Source organism: Synechococcus sp. Tobar12-5m-g (genome assembly GCF_024345415.1).
Lineage (GTDB): Bacteria > Cyanobacteriota > Cyanobacteriia > PCC-6307 > Cyanobiaceae > Regnicoccus.
In genome coordinates, this window is sequence record NZ_JAGQBB010000004.1 from 62,829 (window position 1) to 79,787 (window position 16,959).

At 66.9% G+C, this 16,959-nt stretch carries 16 protein-coding genes; 7 read left to right on the plus strand and 9 right to left on the minus strand.

Going from position 1 to position 16,959, the window contains the following annotated elements; genetic code table 11:
* Positions 1-13 precede the first annotated feature (13 nt).
* From ilvB to hemH, 3 genes are read right to left on the minus strand one after another with little or no spacing between them, the layout of a single operon-like run.
* Positions 14-1,867, minus strand: a complete 1,854-nt coding sequence (gene ilvB / locus KBY66_RS04110) for a biosynthetic-type acetolactate synthase large subunit (protein WP_255087920.1) — start codon at positions 1,865-1,867, stop codon at positions 14-16.
* Between the two features lie 34 nt (positions 1,868-1,901).
* Positions 1,902-2,459, minus strand: coding sequence for a M23 family metallopeptidase (locus tag KBY66_RS04115; RefSeq protein WP_255087921.1), 558 nt, complete (start codon positions 2,457-2,459; stop codon positions 1,902-1,904).
* Positions 2,440-3,615 (minus strand): ferrochelatase, encoded by a 1,176-nt coding sequence (gene hemH, locus KBY66_RS04120; protein ID WP_255087922.1) that lies wholly within the window; start codon positions 3,613-3,615, stop codon positions 2,440-2,442. The genes KBY66_RS04115 and hemH overlap by 20 nt, the downstream gene beginning before the upstream one ends.
* Positions 3,616-3,732: 117 nt before the next feature.
* Here hemH and KBY66_RS04125 point away from each other — a divergent pair, with 117 nt between their 5' ends.
* Genes KBY66_RS04125 through KBY66_RS04145 form a run of 5 tightly spaced genes read left to right on the plus strand, consistent with a single transcriptional unit; the run spans position 3,733 to position 8,125 of the window.
* Positions 3,733-4,908 carry a site-specific integrase gene (locus KBY66_RS04125; protein WP_255087923.1) on the plus strand — a complete coding sequence of 392 codons (1,176 nt, stop codon included), beginning with the start codon at positions 3,733-3,735 and terminating at the stop codon, positions 4,906-4,908.
* Between the two features lie 41 nt (positions 4,909-4,949).
* Positions 4,950-5,651: a cob(I)yrinic acid a,c-diamide adenosyltransferase gene (gene cobO / locus KBY66_RS04130; protein ID WP_255087924.1), complete on the plus strand. Its 702-nt coding sequence runs from the start codon at positions 4,950-4,952 to the stop codon at positions 5,649-5,651.
* A 52-nt stretch (positions 5,652-5,703) separates the two neighbouring features.
* Positions 5,704-6,417 carry a UMP kinase gene (gene pyrH / locus KBY66_RS04135; protein WP_255087925.1) on the plus strand — a complete coding sequence of 238 codons (714 nt, stop codon included), beginning with the start codon at positions 5,704-5,706 and terminating at the stop codon, positions 6,415-6,417.
* 26 nt (positions 6,418-6,443) lie between these two features.
* Positions 6,444-6,983, plus strand: a complete 540-nt coding sequence (gene frr / locus KBY66_RS04140) for a ribosome recycling factor (protein WP_255087926.1) — start codon at positions 6,444-6,446, stop codon at positions 6,981-6,983.
* Positions 6,980-8,125 (plus strand): NAD(P)/FAD-dependent oxidoreductase, encoded by a 1,146-nt coding sequence (locus KBY66_RS04145; RefSeq protein WP_255087930.1) that lies wholly within the window; start codon positions 6,980-6,982, stop codon positions 8,123-8,125. The genes frr and KBY66_RS04145 overlap by 4 nt, the downstream gene beginning before the upstream one ends.
* Before the next feature lie 46 nt (positions 8,126-8,171).
* Here the strand turns inward: KBY66_RS04145 and KBY66_RS04150 are convergent, their stop codons facing one another.
* The 5 genes from KBY66_RS04150 to KBY66_RS04170 all read right to left on the minus strand — a co-directional run bounded on the left by KBY66_RS04150 (position 8,172) and on the right by KBY66_RS04170 (position 13,571).
* The gene (locus KBY66_RS04150; RefSeq protein WP_255087931.1) at positions 8,172-8,549 is read right to left on the minus strand and encodes a Crp/Fnr family transcriptional regulator; all 378 of its coding nucleotides are present in this window, start codon (positions 8,547-8,549) and stop codon (positions 8,172-8,174) included.
* A gap of 57 nt (positions 8,550-8,606) precedes the next feature.
* Positions 8,607-9,785 (minus strand): transaldolase, encoded by a 1,179-nt coding sequence (locus tag KBY66_RS04155; RefSeq protein WP_255087932.1) that lies wholly within the window; start codon positions 9,783-9,785, stop codon positions 8,607-8,609.
* Positions 9,786-9,849: 64 nt separating this feature from the next.
* The gene (locus tag KBY66_RS04160) at positions 9,850-11,553 is read right to left on the minus strand and encodes a peptidoglycan D,D-transpeptidase FtsI family protein (RefSeq protein ID WP_255088009.1); all 1,704 of its coding nucleotides are present in this window, start codon (positions 11,551-11,553) and stop codon (positions 9,850-9,852) included.
* Positions 11,554-11,683: 130 nt separating this feature from the next.
* The gene (locus KBY66_RS04165; protein ID WP_255087933.1) at positions 11,684-12,067 is read right to left on the minus strand and encodes a hypothetical protein; all 384 of its coding nucleotides are present in this window, start codon (positions 12,065-12,067) and stop codon (positions 11,684-11,686) included.
* Between the two features lie 142 nt (positions 12,068-12,209).
* Positions 12,210-13,571, minus strand: coding sequence for a CPBP family intramembrane glutamic endopeptidase (locus tag KBY66_RS04170; RefSeq protein WP_255087934.1), 1,362 nt, complete (start codon positions 13,569-13,571; stop codon positions 12,210-12,212).
* Positions 13,572-13,645: 74 nt separating this feature from the next.
* On the opposite strand from KBY66_RS04170, the gene KBY66_RS04175 reads away from it, so the two are divergent.
* Both KBY66_RS04175 and KBY66_RS04180 read left to right on the plus strand, forming a co-directional pair.
* Positions 13,646-14,971 (plus strand): histidine phosphatase family protein, encoded by a 1,326-nt coding sequence (locus KBY66_RS04175; protein ID WP_255087936.1) that lies wholly within the window; start codon positions 13,646-13,648, stop codon positions 14,969-14,971.
* Positions 14,971-16,239, plus strand: coding sequence for a dihydroorotase (locus tag KBY66_RS04180; protein ID WP_255087937.1), 1,269 nt, complete (start codon positions 14,971-14,973; stop codon positions 16,237-16,239). The genes KBY66_RS04175 and KBY66_RS04180 overlap by 1 nt, the downstream gene beginning before the upstream one ends.
* Here the strand turns inward: KBY66_RS04180 and lepB are convergent.
* Complete coding sequence (gene lepB, locus KBY66_RS04185) at positions 16,178-16,957, minus strand: signal peptidase I (protein WP_255087938.1); 780 nt, start codon at positions 16,955-16,957, stop codon at positions 16,178-16,180. The genes KBY66_RS04180 and lepB overlap by 62 nt on opposite strands.
* Positions 16,958-16,959 lie beyond the last annotated feature (2 nt).

A 16,959-nucleotide genomic window follows, 5' to 3' on the forward strand; every position in this document is an offset into this window, starting at 1 on the left:
TGGGGGATGGCGCTCAGAGCTTGGCGCCGCAGGTGGGGCAGAACAGGTGGGCGCTGACCGTGGTGGATCCACAGGACCCGCACTGCCGGGTGGTATCGATCGCCAGCTCGGGATGGCTGGGCAAGCCGACCATCTGGGCATTGCTGGCCCCGGGGGGGACCATCGGGTAACAGTTCTCGTTGCGGCGGACCCGCACATCGATCAGAGCCGGGCCGGGATGGGCCAGGGCGGCAGCCAGATCGTCCAGCAACCTGGAGCGATCGGTGATCAGCACCCCCCGGACTCCGAAGGCTTCGGCAAGGGCCGGGAAATCGGGCATGCCAGCGCTCATCTCGGAGGCGGAATAGCGCTCGCCATAAAAACTTTCCTGCCATTGGCGCACCATGCCCTGCCAGCCGTTGTTGATGATCACGATCTTTACCGGCAATTGATATTGCGAGAGGGTGCCGAGCTCCTGAATGTTCATCAGGATGCTGGCATCGCCCGCCACGCAGACCACCGCTTCGGAGGGGTGTGCCACCTGGACACCGAGGGCGGCTGGCAGGCCGAAGCCCATCGTGCCGAGGCCAGCGCTGCTGATCCAGTGGCGTGGTGGGTTGTTGAGGAACTGGGCCGCCCACATCTGGTGCTGGCCCACGTCCGTGGTGATGAAGGCATCGGGGACCAGTTGGCGCAGGGCCAGGAGGACCTCCTGGGGAGCGATCGGCCCCTTGGGTTCGGGAACCACCAAGGGGTAATGGCGCTTCCAGCTGTCGATCCGCTCCAGCCAGGCTGTGGTGCGGTTGGTGGCCGGTTCATCGGCTGAAGCCGCCAGCAGGGCCTCAAGGGCCTGGCGCACATCGGCAACGATCGGCACCTCGGGAACACGAACCTTGCCCACCTCGGCCGCATCGATGTCGATGTGAATCACCTGGGCGCGGGGAGCGAAACTGTCGATCCGGCCGGTGACGCGATCATCGAAACGGGCACCTGCAGCAATCAGCAGGTCGCATTCGGTGACGGCGAAGTTGGCATAGGCCGTGCCATGCATGCCGAGCATGCCCACCGCCAAGCGATGGCGCTCATCGAAGGATCCCTTGCCCATCAAGGTGGTGGTGACCGGAAGGGCAAACCGTTCGGCCAGTTGCTTCACCGCTTCATGGGCCCCGGAGCCGACGGCGCCGCCACCCACGTAGAGCAGGGGCCTCCTGGCCTGCCTGATCAGATCCAGGGCCCGCTGGATCTGCTGAGAGCGAGGTGGAGCTGGCAGCTGATACCCCGCAGGGATCACACAGCCGGGCTCGACCGGTTCGTAGAGGAACTCCTCGAGGCCCACATCCTTGGGCACATCGATCAGCACCGGGCCGGGCCGTCCGGTGGAGGCCAGCAGAAAGGCTTCCGCCACGATCCTGCCTATCTCCGCCGGATCACGCACCACCCAGGAGTGCTTCACGATCGGCAGGGTGATGCCGAAGATGTCGGTTTCCTGGAATGCGTCGGTGCCGATCGAGGCGCGGCTCACCTGGCCGGTGATCACCACCATCGGCACCGAATCCATCTGGGCGGTGGCAATGCCGGTGACCAGATTGGTGGCACCGGGTCCGGAGGTTCCGAAACACACGCCGACCCGGCCTGTTGAGCGGGCATAGGCATCAGCCGCATGGGCACCGCCCTGCTCGTGGCGGACCAGGATGTGCCTGAGCCAGCCGCGGTTCTCAGCCTGATGGAGGGCGTCGTAGATGGGCAGGATGGCGCCACCCGGATAGCCGAAGATGTGCTGGACGCCATGGCGATGCAGGGCATCCATCAGGGCGTCGGCACCACTCATCCGTGCGGGGACGGCATGGTCGGCGGTGGTGGCCGCTGGAGAGAGGGATGTGAGGGTCACGGCAGCGGGGACACACTCAACCAGAGAGCCAACATTAAGGTCTGAGCTGGCGCGATGAACGACTGATGGCCATGGCCCGCAAGATTACGCCAGGATCGAGCCACCGACCCCGGTAGCTGATCGCCCAGTGAAGATGGGGTCCCGTGGTGCGGCCGCTCATCCCCACGTGGCCGATCACCTGGCCGGTTCTCACGGGCTGGCCGACCACCAGGCGGAGCGGCCCGCTGGTGTAAGTGCGGCCACTGACCTGGCCGGCCAGGTGACAGTAGAGGTGGTCGTACTCGCCCGAGCGGATCACCACGCCAAGGCCGCAGCGACCGTCGTTGACCACCGCCTGAACAACGCCCCCCCACCAGCCGCGGATCGGAGAACCCAGCGGCGCGGCGATGTCCAGGCCGCCATGGTGCTCCTGAACCCCGCCCGGTCCGATCCGCCCCCCGAAGTGGCTTGTGTAGCCCAGGAACTGAACCACAGGGAAAACCCCATGCCGCCAGCGGGGCTCGGCCAGGGCCCGGTCAGGCCAGGCCGGCCAGATCAGCAGGGCGTAGCCGGCGGCGACCAGACGGTTCGCCCTACAGAAGGCCCAGGGCATGCAAGGGACCTTTGCCACTGATCAGTTCCAGCAGGAACGCGGAGAATCCGAGCATGGCCAGCCTGCCATTCCAGACCTCGGAGCTGTTGTTCCAGCCCCAGACCCATTTCTCCTGGGGATAGAGCTTGACCTTGGTGGGCAACCGGGCCGCCTGGTCGAGGTTGACCTCCGGTCCGGCCAGGGCGCTCTCGACGAGGTCGGCAAGGCCGCGAATGAAGGTGGGATAGGTGTCGAGGGCGGGCACACGACGGAACATCGTGATGCCGGCTTCCGTGGCGATCTCCCGGTATTCGATGTCGATTTCCTCCAGGGTTTCGATGTGCTCGCTCACGAAGCTGATCGGGATCACCACCAGGTCCTTCACCCCCTCGGCACCGAGGCGCACAAGGGCTTCGTCGGTGTAGGGCTTGAGCCATTCCACCGGCCCGACCCGGCTCTGGTAGGCGAGCGTGTGGGGGTTGGTGTGGCCCAGTTGGTGCTCCAGCTCGGTCATCACCAGGGCGGCCGAGGCCTCGATGTGCTGCTGGTAGGGGTCACCGGCCTCCTCCACATAGCTCTTGGGAACCCCATGGGCACTGAAAAACACGTGGGCGGTGGCTGGATCCCGGCAGGCGCGGATTTCGGTGGCGGCCAGCTCGGCCATCGCCTTCACATAGCCGGGATGGTCGTACCAGCTGCGGATGCAGCGAATCGGCAGACGGCTGAAGGCCGGATCGGCCTTGCGCAGCCGCTGCAGCTCCCGGAAACTCGAACCGCTCGTGCTGATCGAGAAGTGGGGATAAAGCGGCAGGACCACAACTTCATCAACGGCGTCGGCCTTGATGTCGGCGACGGCGGATTCCGTGAACGGATGCCAATAGCGCATCGCCACATAGGTGGTGGCGTTAACTTGGCGTTGACGCAGCTCACTCTGCAGCTCGCGGGCCTGTTGTTCGGTGATCCGCCGCAGCGGTGAGCCACCGCCGATCGAGCGGTAGGCCTCCTGGGACTTGCTGCTGCGCAGGGTGCTGATCAGCCAGGCCAACGGCTTCTGGAGCGCCGGTATCGGCAACCGAATGATTTCGGGATCCGAGAAGAGATTGAACAGGAAGGGACCAACATCCTCGATCCGCTCGGGTCCGCCGAGGTTCATCAGCAATACGCCGACCCTGGCCATGCCCGATCTGTTCCGTCTTGTGGGCTGAGCGTAACGCTGTCACCTGTCCCCTGGCCGCTGAAGGCCCCGATCGATAGGGTCGGCCAAAACGTGGCGACAGGTCTGGAGGCAAAGGGTTTGGACCCGGCATGGATCGATCCCGAACTGCGCCGGCAGAATGCCCTGCTGGCGGCCAGCGGGGTGTCGTTGAGGCTGGAGCGGCGAGGCCAGCGGCTTGGCCTGCGTGGACCGCTGCCCTGTCGCCGAGGTGGCGGCACGTTTCCAGTGCAGCGGATCAGTCTCGGGCTGGCCGCCAGCGAGGAGGGCCTGGGGCAGGCGCGCCGCGAGCTGCGCCGATTGCAACAGCAGCTGCAGCAACAGCGCTTCCACTGGCGGGAGTGGGGAGCGGTGAGCGCCAAGTCGGCGCCAGCAGCGGTCGGCACACCGCCATCAGAGGATGTGCTGGAGCGGTTCGAGGCCAGCTTCTTCTCCGATCCCCGCCGCCGCCGCAACCCGGCCGGAAGCCGCTCCACCTGGCTGGGGGCCTATCTCCCCTACTTCAGACGCCTGCTGGCGGCTGGAGCGAGTCGGCCCCAGGGGTTGAACGCCGAGCTGTTCCTCGAGGTGCTCGACAGCTATCCACCTGGCAGCCGCAGCCGCCAACAGGGCGGCACCGCCCTGGCGGCCCTGGCTCGCGAGCTGGGCATCACCCTGCCGGCGGACTGGGCGGAGCGAGCCGGAGGCTACGGGCTTCACCAGGCCCAGTTCCGCCACCTGCCCACCGATGGGGAGGTGCAAGCCCTGGTGGAGAGCATTCCCAGCCCGCGCTGGCGGCTGGCCTACGGATTAATGGCCACCTACGGACTCCGCAATCACGAGGTGTTCTTCACCGATCTCTCGGCCCTGGCTCCGGGTGGTGATCGGGTGCTGCGGGTGCTCCCCACCAGCAAGACCGGCGAGCATCAGGTCTGGCCCTTTCAACCGGAGTGGGTCGATCAGTTCGAACTGGTCAGGCTGGTCGAATCCAGCGCGGCTCTTCCACCAGTCTGCACCGACCTGCGCCGCACCACCCTCCAACAGGTGGGCCGGCGAGTCGCCGAGCAATTCCGCCGCTACGGCCTGCCGATCACCCCTTACGACCTTCGTCACGCCTGGGCGGTGCGCACGATCCACATCGGCCTGCCCGACACCGTGGCTGCTCGCATGATGGGCCACTCGGTGGCGATCCACACCCGCACCTACCACCACTGGATCACCCGCCGGGACCAGCAGCAGGCGGTGGATGCGGCGCTGGCCCGGCGGCAGGCGGCCTAGGTCGGCCAGAGTGCAGGCCCTCAATGGTTTTCAGAATCAGCATGGTTGACCGCGATCCCGCCGCCTCCAGCCGCGCACCGGCAACCCCTTCCCTCGATGAACGGGCCGCTGAGCTGGGACCAGGAGGCGTTCTGGCCCCGGAGGCCGATGCGGAGGGTTACCGCAGGCGGATGGAGCGCCGCCGGGAGGTGCAGCAGCAACGGGTGGGGGAGCGAAACCTCGAAAAAGGCCTGGTGCTGGTGTTCACCGGCGAGGGCAAGGGCAAGACGACGGCAGCCCTGGGGCTGGTGCTGCGCACCCTGGGCCACGGCGAGCGGGTGGCGGTGGTGCAGTTCATCAAGGGGGGCTGGCAGCCTGGCGAGGCCAGGGCGCTGCAGCTGTTCGGCGAGGCTCTGCACTGGCATGCCCTGGGGGAGGGGTTCACCTGGGAAACCCAGGACCGGGAGCGGGATCGGCAGCTGGTCCAGCAGGCCTGGTTGCAGTCGCTCGCCTACCTGGGCGATGCCAGCCGCAAGCTGGTGGTGCTCGATGAGGTGAACGTGGCCCTCAAGCTGGGCTACCTGGAGCTGGATCAGGTCCTCGAAGGGCTGGACCGCCGCCCGGCCCTCACCCATGTGGCCCTGACCGGACGGGGCGCACCCAGCGCCCTGGTGGAGCGTGCCGACCTGGTCACCGAGATGCGGCTGCTGCGCCATCCCTTCCGTGAGCAGGGGGTCAAAGCCCAGGCCGGCATCGAATACTGAGGCCGCGCGGTTGCTACTGTTCGGCCGTTTGCATGAGCTGAGCGCTCGACCGATGGCTTACCGGCGCGTCCTCCTCAAGCTCAGCGGTGAGGCGCTGATGGGGGGTCAGGGCTACGGCATCGATCCGGCCATCGTCAAGTCCATCGCCAACGACGTGGCGGAGGTGGTGGCCGGGGGTACCCAGCTGGCCATCGTCGTGGGTGGCGGCAACATCTTCCGGGGCCTCAAGGGATCGGCCGCCGGCATGGAGCGCGCCACGGCGGATTATGTGGGCATGCTGGCCACGGTGATGAACGCGATCACCCTCCAGGACGCTCTGGAGCGTGTGGGCGTGCCGACCAGGGTCCAGACCGCCATTGACATGCAGGAGCTGGCCGAGCCCTACATCCGCCGCCGGGCCATTCGACACCTCGAGAAGGGCCGGGTGGTGGTGTTCGGGGCGGGCTGTGGCAATCCCTTCTTCACCACCGACACCGCCGCGGCCCTGCGGGCCGCCGAGATCAACGCCGACGTGGTGTTCAAGGCCACCAAAGTGGATGGGGTGTACGACAGGGACCCGGCTCATTACCCCGATGCGATCCGCTACGCCACCTTGACCTTCCAGGATGTGCTCAGCGGGGAGTTGGCCGTGATGGACAGCACCGCGATCGCCCTCTGTAAGGACAATGCCATCCCGATCCTCGTGTTCGATCTGTTCGGCCCCGGCAACATCGGCAAGGCGGTGGCCGGCGAAGCGATCGGCACCAGCATCACCCCCGCCGGCTAGTCCCGGACCTCACCCCTTCCCCTGCCATGGACATCGAAGCCAGCATGCGCAAGTCGGTGGAAGCCACCCAGCGCACCTTCAACACGATCCGCACCGGCCGCGCCAACCCCTCCCTGCTCGACAAGCTCTCGATCGATTACTACGGCGCCGAAACCCCGCTGCGGTCTTTGGCCACCCTCTCCACCCCCGATTCCCAGACGATCCAGATCCAGCCTTTTGACAGAGGCTCGATGGCCCTGATCGAAAAGGCGATCGCCATGAGCGACCTGGGCCTGACCCCCAACAACGACGGCAAGGTGATCCGCATCAACATCCCCCCCCTCACCGAAGACCGCCGCAAGGAGTTCTGCAAGCTGGCCTCCAGGTACGCCGAGGAGGGCAAGGTGTCCCTGCGCAACATTCGCCGCGAAGCGATCGACGTGGTGAAGAAGCAGGAGAAGGAGGGGGAACTCTCCGAGGATCAGAGCCGCGATGCCCAGGAGAAGGTGCAGAAGCTCACCGACCGCTTCATCGCTGAACTCGAGAAGCATCTCTCCGAGAAAGAGATCGACATTCTCAAGGTTTGAGCCCCCCAGCTCCCGGCCGGCTGGATGCCGACGTGATCGTCGTCGGCGCTGGGGTTGCCGGCGCGGCAGCTGCCTATCATCTGGCCGCCCGGGGCCACAGGGTGCGGCTGCTTGAGGCTCTGACCATGCCCCGCGCCAAACCTTGCGGGGGCGGGATGGCGGCCTCCGTGCAGCGTCTGTTCCCCTTTGATCTGTCGCCGGCCGTCGATCAGGTGATCACCCGGGTGCGCTTCACCTGGTGCCTGGAGGATCCAGTGCTCGCCGACCTGCCCGGTGAAGCCCCCTTCTGGATCGTGCGGCGGCAGCGCTTCGATGCCTTCCTGGCCGATCAGGCGATAGCGGCGGGCGCCGATCTGCTCGATGGCTGTCCGGTGCGAACCCTCCAACGCTGCGGTGACCATTGGCGGGTGGAAACCGAGGGCAGTCCCCCTCTCCTGGCCCGAGCGGTCGTGGTGGCCGATGGGGCCCGCTCCCGCCTCAACGTTCCGCTGGGCCTTGGTTCTCCCAAGCCGCGCTACGCCTCGGCCCTGGCCCTTGAGGTGGAAGGAGCGGTGCAGGAACCGGACACCGCCCACTTCGAGTTCGGCCTGGTGCGCCATGGCTTCTGTTGGGCCTTTCCCCGCCATGGTGGCTTCAGCATCGGCGTTGGCACCTTTCTGGGCCGGGAGCTGAGCGATGCCGACGCGGTGCTCGCCGAGCTGCTGCCCAGCCTTGGGCTGCCGGCCGATGCAGGCGTGCGAAGCCACTGGCCCCTGCGGGTGTGGGACGGCCACCACCGCTTGCACGGCGATGGGGTGGTGGTGGTGGGGGATGCCGCCTCGCTGTGTGATCCCTTTCTGGCCGAGGGGCTGCGCCCGGCCCTGCTGAGCGGCAGCAGGGCCGCCGAGGCCCTGGACCGATGGCTGAGCGGTGAAGCGGGCGCCCTGGCGGGATACAGCGAGGCAATGCGGCTGGAATGGGGCCAGTCGATGGCCTGGGGACGACGGATCGCCCAGGTGTTCTACCGCTTGCCCCGGGTGGGCTACCAGCTCGGTATCAAGCGGGCCACGGCCCCGCAGCGGATTGCCCAGATCCTCTCCGGAGAGATGGGCTATGGCGACATCGCCCAGCGGGTGATTCGGCGCCTGCTCTTCAACGGCTGAGGCGGTCTTGAAGGCTTGAGGCCGTCATCAAGGCTGGAGGCGGTGCTCAACCCTTGAGGCAGTCCTTGAGTTGCCGAAGACGCTCATCGATCGAGCCAAGCAATTCGACCGCGAACATGGGCGACTCCTGGACGGCAAAGAGGAACTTCTCCCGATTCATCAGCAGGATGCGGCAATGGGTTAAGGCCTTGGCTTCGCCATAGCGGCGGTGATCAGCCGTTACCAGGGCACCGGCACCAAACACGTCACCGGCCTTGATCACCTCTTGGCTGGCCCCGTTGTTCCAGCTGAGCTGGACGGTGCCGTCCAGGACCCCGTACATGCAGTCACCTGAATCGCCCGAGCTGAACACGATCTCCCCAGGCCCGAAAGAGCTGACATCCCCCTCATTGGCAAGGGCACGCATGGTGTCGAGAGCATTCATGGGCGAAGCGAAAGCAAAGCAACCTCTCCATCCTGCAGGCAGGACGTTAAGGAGTAGTTAGCTGGCCGCCGTAGAAAGGGCCAGGGGGGCTCCCAGCCCGCCCCGCACGTCCTCGGGGATGAGTCGCCCATCGTGATCGGTGTCGAGGGCATCGAACACCGCATCGCTGCCCAGCCACTCCTCCCGGGTGATGCAGCCATCACCGTCGAGGTCGTTGAGCAGGAAGATCTCCTGGGCGGCATGGGCAAAGGCGGCCTCCCCCTCCAGCTCGCCCAGGCGGTGGGCCAGCTGGGCTTCCAGGGTTTCGATCGCCTTGCTGAAGCCCCGGATACCCTCATCAAGCTTTTCATGGGCCATCCGATCGGCGGCCATGCGCTGCTGAAAATCGGCGGCACTCAGGGAGAAGCGGGCTTCACTCGGGCCTGGGTCGAAGGGGTTGAGCCGCCGCTGGAGCTCACCCTGCTGCTGGCGCAACTGGTCAAGGAGCTTGGGGGAGATGGTGAGCAGATCACACCCAGCCAGTTCGATGATCTCTTCGATGTTGCGGAAACTGGCACCCATGACTTCGGTCTTGTAGCCGTGGGTCTTGTAGTAATTGAAGATCTGGGTGACCGAGATCACGCCGGGATCTTCAGGTCCAGGATAGTGATCCCGGCCGCTGTCATTCTTGTACCAATCCAGGATGCGACCCACGAATGGAGAGATCAGGGTGACCTTCGCCTCGGCGCAGGCCACGGCCTGGGTGAAGCTGAACAGCAGGGTGAGGTTGCAGTGGATCCCTTCCTGTTCCAGCTGCTCGGCGGCCTTGATGCCTTCCCAGGTGGAGGCGATCTTGATCAGAACCCGGTCCTTGCCGATGCCGGCATCGTGATACAGCCCAATCAGTTTGCGGGCTTTGGCGATCGTGGCCTCGGTGTCGAAGCTCAGCCGGGCGTCCACTTCGGTCGAGACCCTCCCAGGCACGATCTTGAGGATCTCTTTGCCGAAGGTGACGCAGATCTCATCGAGCGCTTCGAGCACCACCGCCTCCACGGGGGCTTCGGCTCCGATCAGGTCCCGGGAGGCCCGCAAAGAGGTGTCGATCAATCCCTGGTAGAGGGGGATCTGGGCGGCGGCCAGGATCAAGGAGGGGTTGGTGGTTGCGTCCTGGGGGGTGAACTGCTTGATCGCTTCCAGCTCGCCGGTGTCGGCGACCACCACGGTCATCCCGGCGAGTTGGTCGAGCAGGTTGGCCATGGAGCGATGCACCAAGATGAGCCTTCAAGCTAACCAGGGCCCGTCGAGTCCATCGGAAGGGTGGTCATCCCCGAACGAGCGGTGTGCTCGGCGGCACCTTCTCGATCACCAGCAGGGCCTCGATGATCTGCTTCGCCACTGGAATGGCCACAGTCGAGCCATAGGCATTGCCCCCCTGCGGCTCATCCACCACCACCAGCACCACGTAGCGGGGGTCGTCGATCGGCAGAGTGGCCACGAAGCTGCAGATCCGCGCCCCGGGGATGTACACCCCGTTGAGGGCCTTCTGGGCGGTGCCGGTCTTGCCGCCGATCCGGTAGCCCTCCACCTTCACCCCTTTGCCGCTCCCCTTCTGCACCACCGTTTCCATCCAGGCCGTCACCTGGCGGGTGACGGCGGGATCAAGCACCTGGATGCCGTTGCTGGGGCCGCCGGCGCTGGCCAGTCCATCGCCGGAACGGAGTCCCCGGGTGATGTGAGGGCTGACCAGTCGGCCGCCGTTGGCGACCATGGCGTGCAGCTGCAGCAGCTTGAGAGGGGTGAGCGAGAAGCCCTGCCCGAACGCCGCAGTGGCCGGTTCGATCGGCTGGCTGGTGAACTGCTCGCGGCTCTTGAGTTCTCCGGCCACGGCCCCCGGCAGATCGGTGTCCGGAACGGAGTCGATGCCGATCTTGTGCAGCCATTGCCAGAAATGGCCGGGCTTGACCTGCCGCATCGCCTGGACCATGCCGACATTGCTCGAGACCTGAAGGACCGTCGGGAAATCGATCAGGCCGTTGCCGCGCCGGTCGTGGTTGAAGATCGGCCAGCCGCCGATCGTCAAGGAGCCAGGGTCGTTCACCTTGCCATCGGCCTGGATGGCCTTCTCCTGGAGGGCGATGGCCAGGTTGATCGGCTTGAAGGTGGAGCCAGGTTCGTAGAGATCCTGCACCGACCACTCCCGGAACAGGGCAGGGGAATACTTCCAGAACTGGTTCGGGTCGTAGCTGGGGGCCGAGGCCAACGCCAGCATTTCCCCATTGCGCACATCCATGACCAGGACCGCGCCTCGCTTGGCTTTCCACTGCTTGAGCTGGCGCGACAGGGCCTGCTGGGCCACCTGCTGCAGGCGGGCGTCGAGGGTGAGCTGCAGCCGCAGGTCATCGGTGTAGAGCACGCCTGCCTGGAGCCCATCGGGCAGCGGCGTGCCATCGGCGCCACGCCGCATCGAGCGCACGCTTTCCTGACGCCACATCTCATGATCGCGGCTTTGCTCCAGCCCTGCCTGGGCCACCCGGTCCTGGTTGAGAAACCCAACCACATTGGCGAACAGCTGGCCCTGGGGATAAAGCCGCTGGGGGAAGGGTTCGAGATCAAGCCCGCTGATGCCGAGCTTGCGGATTCGGTTGGCGGTCTCGGAATCCAGGTCGGTGGCGAGTTTCACGCCGCTCTGGCGGTTCCCCATGCTGCGGGTCAGATCGGCGGCAGGCAGGGCCATCAGCTCCGAGAGCTTCTCTGCCACATCGAGGGGACTGCGCTTGACGGTGGGGTCATCCCCCGGGAAATTGAAATAGCGCGGGTGGGCCCAAAGGGTGAAATGCTCCTCATCCAGGGCCACGAGTTTGCCCTGCCGATCCACGATCTCGCGACGCTTGCCGATTGGCTTGACCTGCTGGGTCTGGATCGCCCTGGCCCGGGCCTGGAGCCTGTCGCCTTCCTTGACCTGCAACCAGGCCAACCGCAACCCCAGACCCGCCAGGCCGCCGACCAGCAGCAGGTAAACGAGCATCAGCCGACCGGCCGGCACCGGCTGGAAATCGACCACGCGACGCTGCTTGGCTCCTGTGCTCTGACGGGTTTGGCGCCCCCTGGCCTGGATCGGAATCGGCTGGGCTCGAGGCGATGAACGTGTCACCACCTCAGTAGCCGGGGCGGATCAAGGGGACAGGGACCGAGCGCGCGTCCCCCGGGACCGATGCACGGGTGGGGGTGGGCTTGGCCGCGACGGAATCGGGAGCGGGCAGGTAGATCAGTTTCTGGATGCTGGTGGGAACGAGCTGGCCGGGGCGTTTCGCCATCGCCATGTGGTGCTGCTCCAGCACCGCCGAAGACTCATGAAAGCGATGCTCGAGGAGCTGGGAGGCCTCCAGTCGCTGAAAGCTATGGGTCCAGGCACCCTGCCAGTGCAGCGTCAGGGCGGCCAGTCCGATCATCGAGCCCCCCAGGGCCAGCAACAGTCCGTCGGCCATGCGGTGCAACCCCGCCAGCACCGGCGCCTGACGGGCCACCCTCCGCGACGACATCGATCGCTGAATCAGCGAACCCTGAACCAGGGCGAAGGGATGCCGACGGCCGGAACCTTGGGGTGACGGAGTAGCGACCACCGGATCCAAACATGCGTCTTTGCAAGTGAACCACGCGCCTGGAGGCTCAGCAAGGCACAGATCAGCTCCCCAGCAAAACCAGATTGCTGAAGGTGAGGCCGTTCCAGAGGGCATGGAGCCAGATGCTGGCGCTGAGCCTGCCACTGGAAAGCCGCATCCAGCCCAGGGCCAGCCCCAGCACGAACAGCGGCGTCAGCTCACCGAGGCTCAGGTGGGCCAGGGCGAACACGGCGCTGCTGACCACCACGCCCCAACCAGCGCCCACCCGGCGCACCATGACCGGCAGCAGCACACCGCGAAAGATCGTTTCCTCGAACAGCGGAGCCAGCACGATCGCCGTGAAGGCGAAGCAGAACAAGGTGAGGGGGCTCGTGCTGCGCAGCACCAGTTCGAGCAGGGGATTGCTTCCACCGGGATCGCTCCAGGCCAGTTGCTGCAACCAGCTGGCCAGGCTCACCAGGGGCAGGGCGATCAACAGCCCTTTCAGGGCTTTGCGCTGGGCGCTTCCCACCGGCCGCCAGCGGTACTGCAGCCAGCCTCCCTCGGGCCGATCACCCCGCAGCATCAGGGCCAGGATCGCCAGGGGGGCCGCCATCAGGCCGAGGTACAGAAGCAGCACCGTGAGGCCATCGGCCAGGGGCGATTCAATCGCCAGGGTGGCCAGCAACCCGGTGATCAACGGTGTGATCAGCAGCGGCGTGATCAGTTCGCCCAGGAGCACGAAGCCTCCTGCAACCAGCAGGATCACATCGGTCACACCCAGGCAAGGACCCAGCAGCGGAGGCAACTCCGGTCCATAGCCCCGCCAACGCAGCCAGATCTCCCGGCCGATCAACAGCACCCCGGCCAGCACCGCCAGGGTCGGCAGCAGGGTGACACCGAGCAACTGAAGCAGCGCCTGCCCCTCTTCGCGGGGCAGGGCACAGTCGGAGCGGCTGCCGCCGAGGGCGCGGCAGCTCAGCCTTCGCAGCAGGGGATCGGGGGGCAGGGCCAACCCGTCGAGTCGAGCGGGTCCCAGCGGGGAAGGCCCGTCCAGCAACCTCGAGATCAGGGGGCTAGAGGAGGGATCGCTCCGGTCGCGCAGGGCCTCGAGCAGGGGCCTCGCCCGCCCAGGCTCAGGGCCGTTCAGCAATAGCAGGGCCCGCAGCAGCTCGGTGTCCGGGGCAGCCTGGTGGTCAATTTCCTCGAGCAGGGCTGTTTCCGGTCGCTCCCCGACCAGGAGGGGTTGCAGCGCGTTGGGCAGCCGGGGTGCCGCCAGGGCCGCCAACTCCAGTTGGCGGATCACCAGGTCATTCCCGACGGAGGGGCGATCCAGGCTTTGCAGCAGCCCGTTGATCCACAGCAGAAGGCTGAGGGCCAGGCTGACCAGGGCCAGCGCCACCTTCCACCCTCCGGGGCGCTGCCGTTCGCCGCCTGCTGTCAACCGCCGTCTCCCGCTGGCTCGATTCTCCCCTGAAGCCCTCCAATACGATGGCCCCGCTGTCGGCTCGACGACTTGTGCCCCTCAGGCTCCTCTTGGTCAGGCATGGGTTGAGCAGCTTCAACCTCGAGCATCGGGTGCAGGGCCGCGACGATCTCTCCTGCCTCACCGAACAAGGGCAGCGTCAGGCCCATGCCACCGGTGCCGCCCTTCAGGACCTCCCGATCCAGGCGGCCTACAGCTCCCCACTCCGGCGGGCCCACCAGACGGCCGCGATCCTGCTGGCCGCCCAGGGGGGCTCCATGACCGCCCAGCTGGACGACGACCTGCTGGAGGTGGATCTCGAACCCTGGAGCGGCTTGCTCAGCAGCGAGGTCAGGGAACGCTTCCCCGACCAGCATCACCAGTGGCGCCATGCGCCCGAGCAGCTGGAGCTCAGCCGTGCTGGCGGGGGACGCTACCGGCCGATCGTGGAGCTGATGGCCCAGGCCAGCACTTTCCTCGACCGCTTGCTCGCGCGCCACTCCACCGACACCGTTCTCGTGGTGGCCCACAACGCCATCCTGCGCTGCCTGGTGCTGAATCTGTTAGGGCTTCCGGCCAGCCGCTTTCAGCACCTGCGGCTCGATAACGCCTCGCTCTCGGTGTTCAACATCCGTTGGTCTGGCGCCGGGGAACAGGAGGTGCAGATCGAATCCTTGAACGGCACGGCTCACCTGGGTGAGGGTCTGCCGGCGAAGGGCGCCGGGCCCCGGCTTCTGCTGGTGCGCCATGGCGAAACGGAGTGGAACCGCCAAGGCCGCTTCCAGGGCCAGATCGACATCCCCCTCAACGCCCAAGGTCGCGCCCAGGCTGAAGCGGCCGGCCGCTGCCTGGCGGGGGAGCCGATCCAGCGGGCCTACACCAGTGCCATGGCCCGTCCGCGCCAGACCGCAGAGCTGATCCTGGCCGGCCGCGCCGGCATCCCCCTCACCAGCCTGCGGGGCCTGGTGGAAATCGGCCATGGCCTCTGGGAGGGGGAGCTGGAGGAGGCGATCCACCAGGGCTGGCCGGACCTGCTCGCCGCCTGGAAGCGTTTCCCCGAAACCGTCCAGATGCCCGGGGGTGAGAACCTCCAGGAGGTGTGGGAACGCTCGCTCGCCACCATCGAAACCATTTCCAACAGCCTGGAAACCTCGGAAACAGCCCTGGTGGTTGCCCATGACGCGGTCAACAAGACGATCCTCTGCGCCCTGCTCGGTCTTTCGCCGGCCGACATCTGGATGGTGAAGCAGGGCAATGGTGGTGTCAGCGTGATCGACTTTCCGGTCGCTCCCCTCCCAGGCCATGCCGTGGTGACCTGCCTCAACCTCACGGCCCACCTCGGCGGTGTGCTCGATCGCACCGCCGCCGGCGCCCTCTGATGCGGCCTCGCCTCCTCCAGCAGGTCCAGATCCTGGAGGGGCCAGCTTCGCCCCTGCGCCGTGAGGATGTGCTGCTCGAACAGGGGCGGCTGGCGGCGATCGGCCCGGCCGCGCTCGCTCGCGGCCAGGCCCTGGGCATGGCCCCCCAGCCGGCCGCAGGCTTGTTGCTGGCACCGGCCCTGGTGGATCCCCACAGCATGCTGGAGCAGCCCTATGGCGCCGCCGCCGAGACCCTCGACAGCTTGGTGCGCTCCGCTACCGCCGCGGGTTACGGCACTGTGGCACTCCTGCCCAGGGGGCGAAGCTGGCGAGACCGGCCCGAGCGGCTGCAGCTCCCGGCGATGGGGCCGTTCCGTTTACCCCTCTGGGCCAGCTTCAGCCTGGGCGGAGACGGGGTTGAGCTGGCCCCCCATGCAGATCTGATCGCGGCGGGGGCGATCGGCCTGGCTGAGAACGACAACCTGCCCCCCCTGGCCTTGCTGGAGCGGGGGTTGCGGCTCGCTGAGGCGGGCGGGCGGCCGGTTTTGCTCGCCCCCCGCGACCCCTCCCTGAGCCGGGGAGGCTTCGTCCGTGAAGGGGTGGAGGCCCTCAGGGCGGGCTGGCCGCTGGATCCAGATCTCAGCGAGACGCTGCCCCTCCAAAGCCTCCTGGCCCTGGAGGCCGACCTGCCGGCTTCGGAGATCAGGCTCTGCAATCTCTCCACGGCAGCGGCGATGGAGCTGTTGCGGAACCACCCCAGAAGGGTGCCCGCCAGCGTCTGCTGGTGGCACCTGGTGGGCGACAGTAGCCGGCTCGATCCGGTGGACGAGGGCTGGCGGCTTCTCCCCGCCCTGGGTGGCCCGGCCGATCGCCGCGCCCTGGTAGCAGCGTTGGCGGAGGGTCTGCTCAGTGCCGTGGCCGTGCACCACGTACCCCTCGATGCGGAGGAGCGCTTGCTGCCGATCGACCAGCGCCGCCCGGGTCTGGCGGGCCATCGCTTCGTGTTGCCGGTGCTCTGGCAAGAGCTGGTGGTGGGAGCCGGCTGGAGCGTCGCCGCCCTCTGGGAGGCCCTCTGCTGGGGACCGGCCCGGTTCCTGGGCCTGGCCGAGGAGACGCTCCAGCCAGGCAGCGACCGTTGGATCCTGTTCGATCCGGCGATGGCCTGGGAGCCCAGAGCCGACGCGGAGGCCTCCCTGGCCGCCAACCAGCCCTATGGCGGCGCCACGCTCACCGGTCAGGTGCTGGCAACGGGACTGCTGCCGGAGCTCTGGCGGGGGAGGGGACCCTGAGCGGGTCCCGGTCGATGAGTGAACCGAAGCGGTCGAGGGGCCAGAACCGATAGAAGGCCCGACCGATGATCTGGTCCTGGGGAAGGAAGGGACCTCCCGGCCAAAAGCGGCCATCCCAGCTGTTGGCGCGGTTATCGCCGAGGGCCAGCACATGGCCAGGGGGAACCACCGTGTTGAGGGTGCGGCAGGGCCCCACCCCCTGCTTGTCGACGGGGCAAAGGTTGCTGACGTAAGGCTCACGCAACTTCTGATTGTTGATCCAGGCCTGACCACGGGGGTTGACCACCACCCGATCGCCAGGGATCGCAATCACCCGTTTGATGTAGGCATCGCAGGCCGGGGATTGAATGCCGGGAATCGATCCCAGCAGGGGCAGGTTCACCACCAAGCAGCGCAGCGGACCGGCCTGATGGTCCCCCCGCAGGGCGGGATCGAAATGAAAGGGGGAATTGAACACCACGATCTCGCCGCGCCTCGGGCTTCGGGTGCGATAGCTGACCTTCTCCACCAGGAGGCGGTCCTGAATCTGCAATCCCGGCAGCATCGATCCTGAGGGAATGAAGCGTGCTTCGAGCAGGAAATGGCGGATGCCCAGGGCCACCGCCAGGGTGAGCAGAACACTGCGCCAGAAGGCCCAGGCGCTCTCCGGTGGGGTATTGGTTTCGGCTCCGGGGGCGGGCGGCTCCAGGGGTGGTGACGGGGCGTCCTCGGCTCTCAAAG

What these genes read in the sequence shown, in the direction of transcription:
- hemH (WP_255087922.1), bottom strand. Translation starts at nt 3,615, where the DNA reads ATGGCCAGGGTCGGCGTATTGCTGATGAACCTCGGCGGACCCGAGCGG.
- KBY66_RS04115 (WP_255087921.1), bottom strand. Translation starts at nt 2,459, where the DNA reads ATGCCCTGGGCCTTCTGTAGGGCGAACCGTCTGGTCGCCGCCGGCTAC.
- KBY66_RS04160 (WP_255088009.1), bottom strand. Translation starts at nt 11,553, where the DNA reads ATGCTCGTTTACCTGCTGCTGGTCGGCGGCCTGGCGGGTCTGGGGTTG.
- KBY66_RS04165 (WP_255087933.1), bottom strand. Translation starts at nt 12,067, where the DNA reads ATGTCGTCGCGGAGGGTGGCCCGTCAGGCGCCGGTGCTGGCGGGGTTG.
- KBY66_RS04150 (WP_255087931.1), bottom strand. Translation starts at nt 8,549, where the DNA reads ATGAATGCTCTCGACACCATGCGTGCCCTTGCCAATGAGGGGGATGTC.
- KBY66_RS04155 (WP_255087932.1), bottom strand. Translation starts at nt 9,785, where the DNA reads ATGGCCAACCTGCTCGACCAACTCGCCGGGATGACCGTGGTGGTCGCC.
- frr (WP_255087926.1), top strand. Translation starts at nt 6,444, where the DNA reads ATGGACATCGAAGCCAGCATGCGCAAGTCGGTGGAAGCCACCCAGCGC.
- KBY66_RS04180 (WP_255087937.1), top strand. Translation starts at nt 14,971, where the DNA reads ATGCGGCCTCGCCTCCTCCAGCAGGTCCAGATCCTGGAGGGGCCAGCT.
- cobO (WP_255087924.1), top strand. Translation starts at nt 4,950, where the DNA reads ATGGTTGACCGCGATCCCGCCGCCTCCAGCCGCGCACCGGCAACCCCT.
- pyrH (WP_255087925.1), top strand. Translation starts at nt 5,704, where the DNA reads ATGGCTTACCGGCGCGTCCTCCTCAAGCTCAGCGGTGAGGCGCTGATG.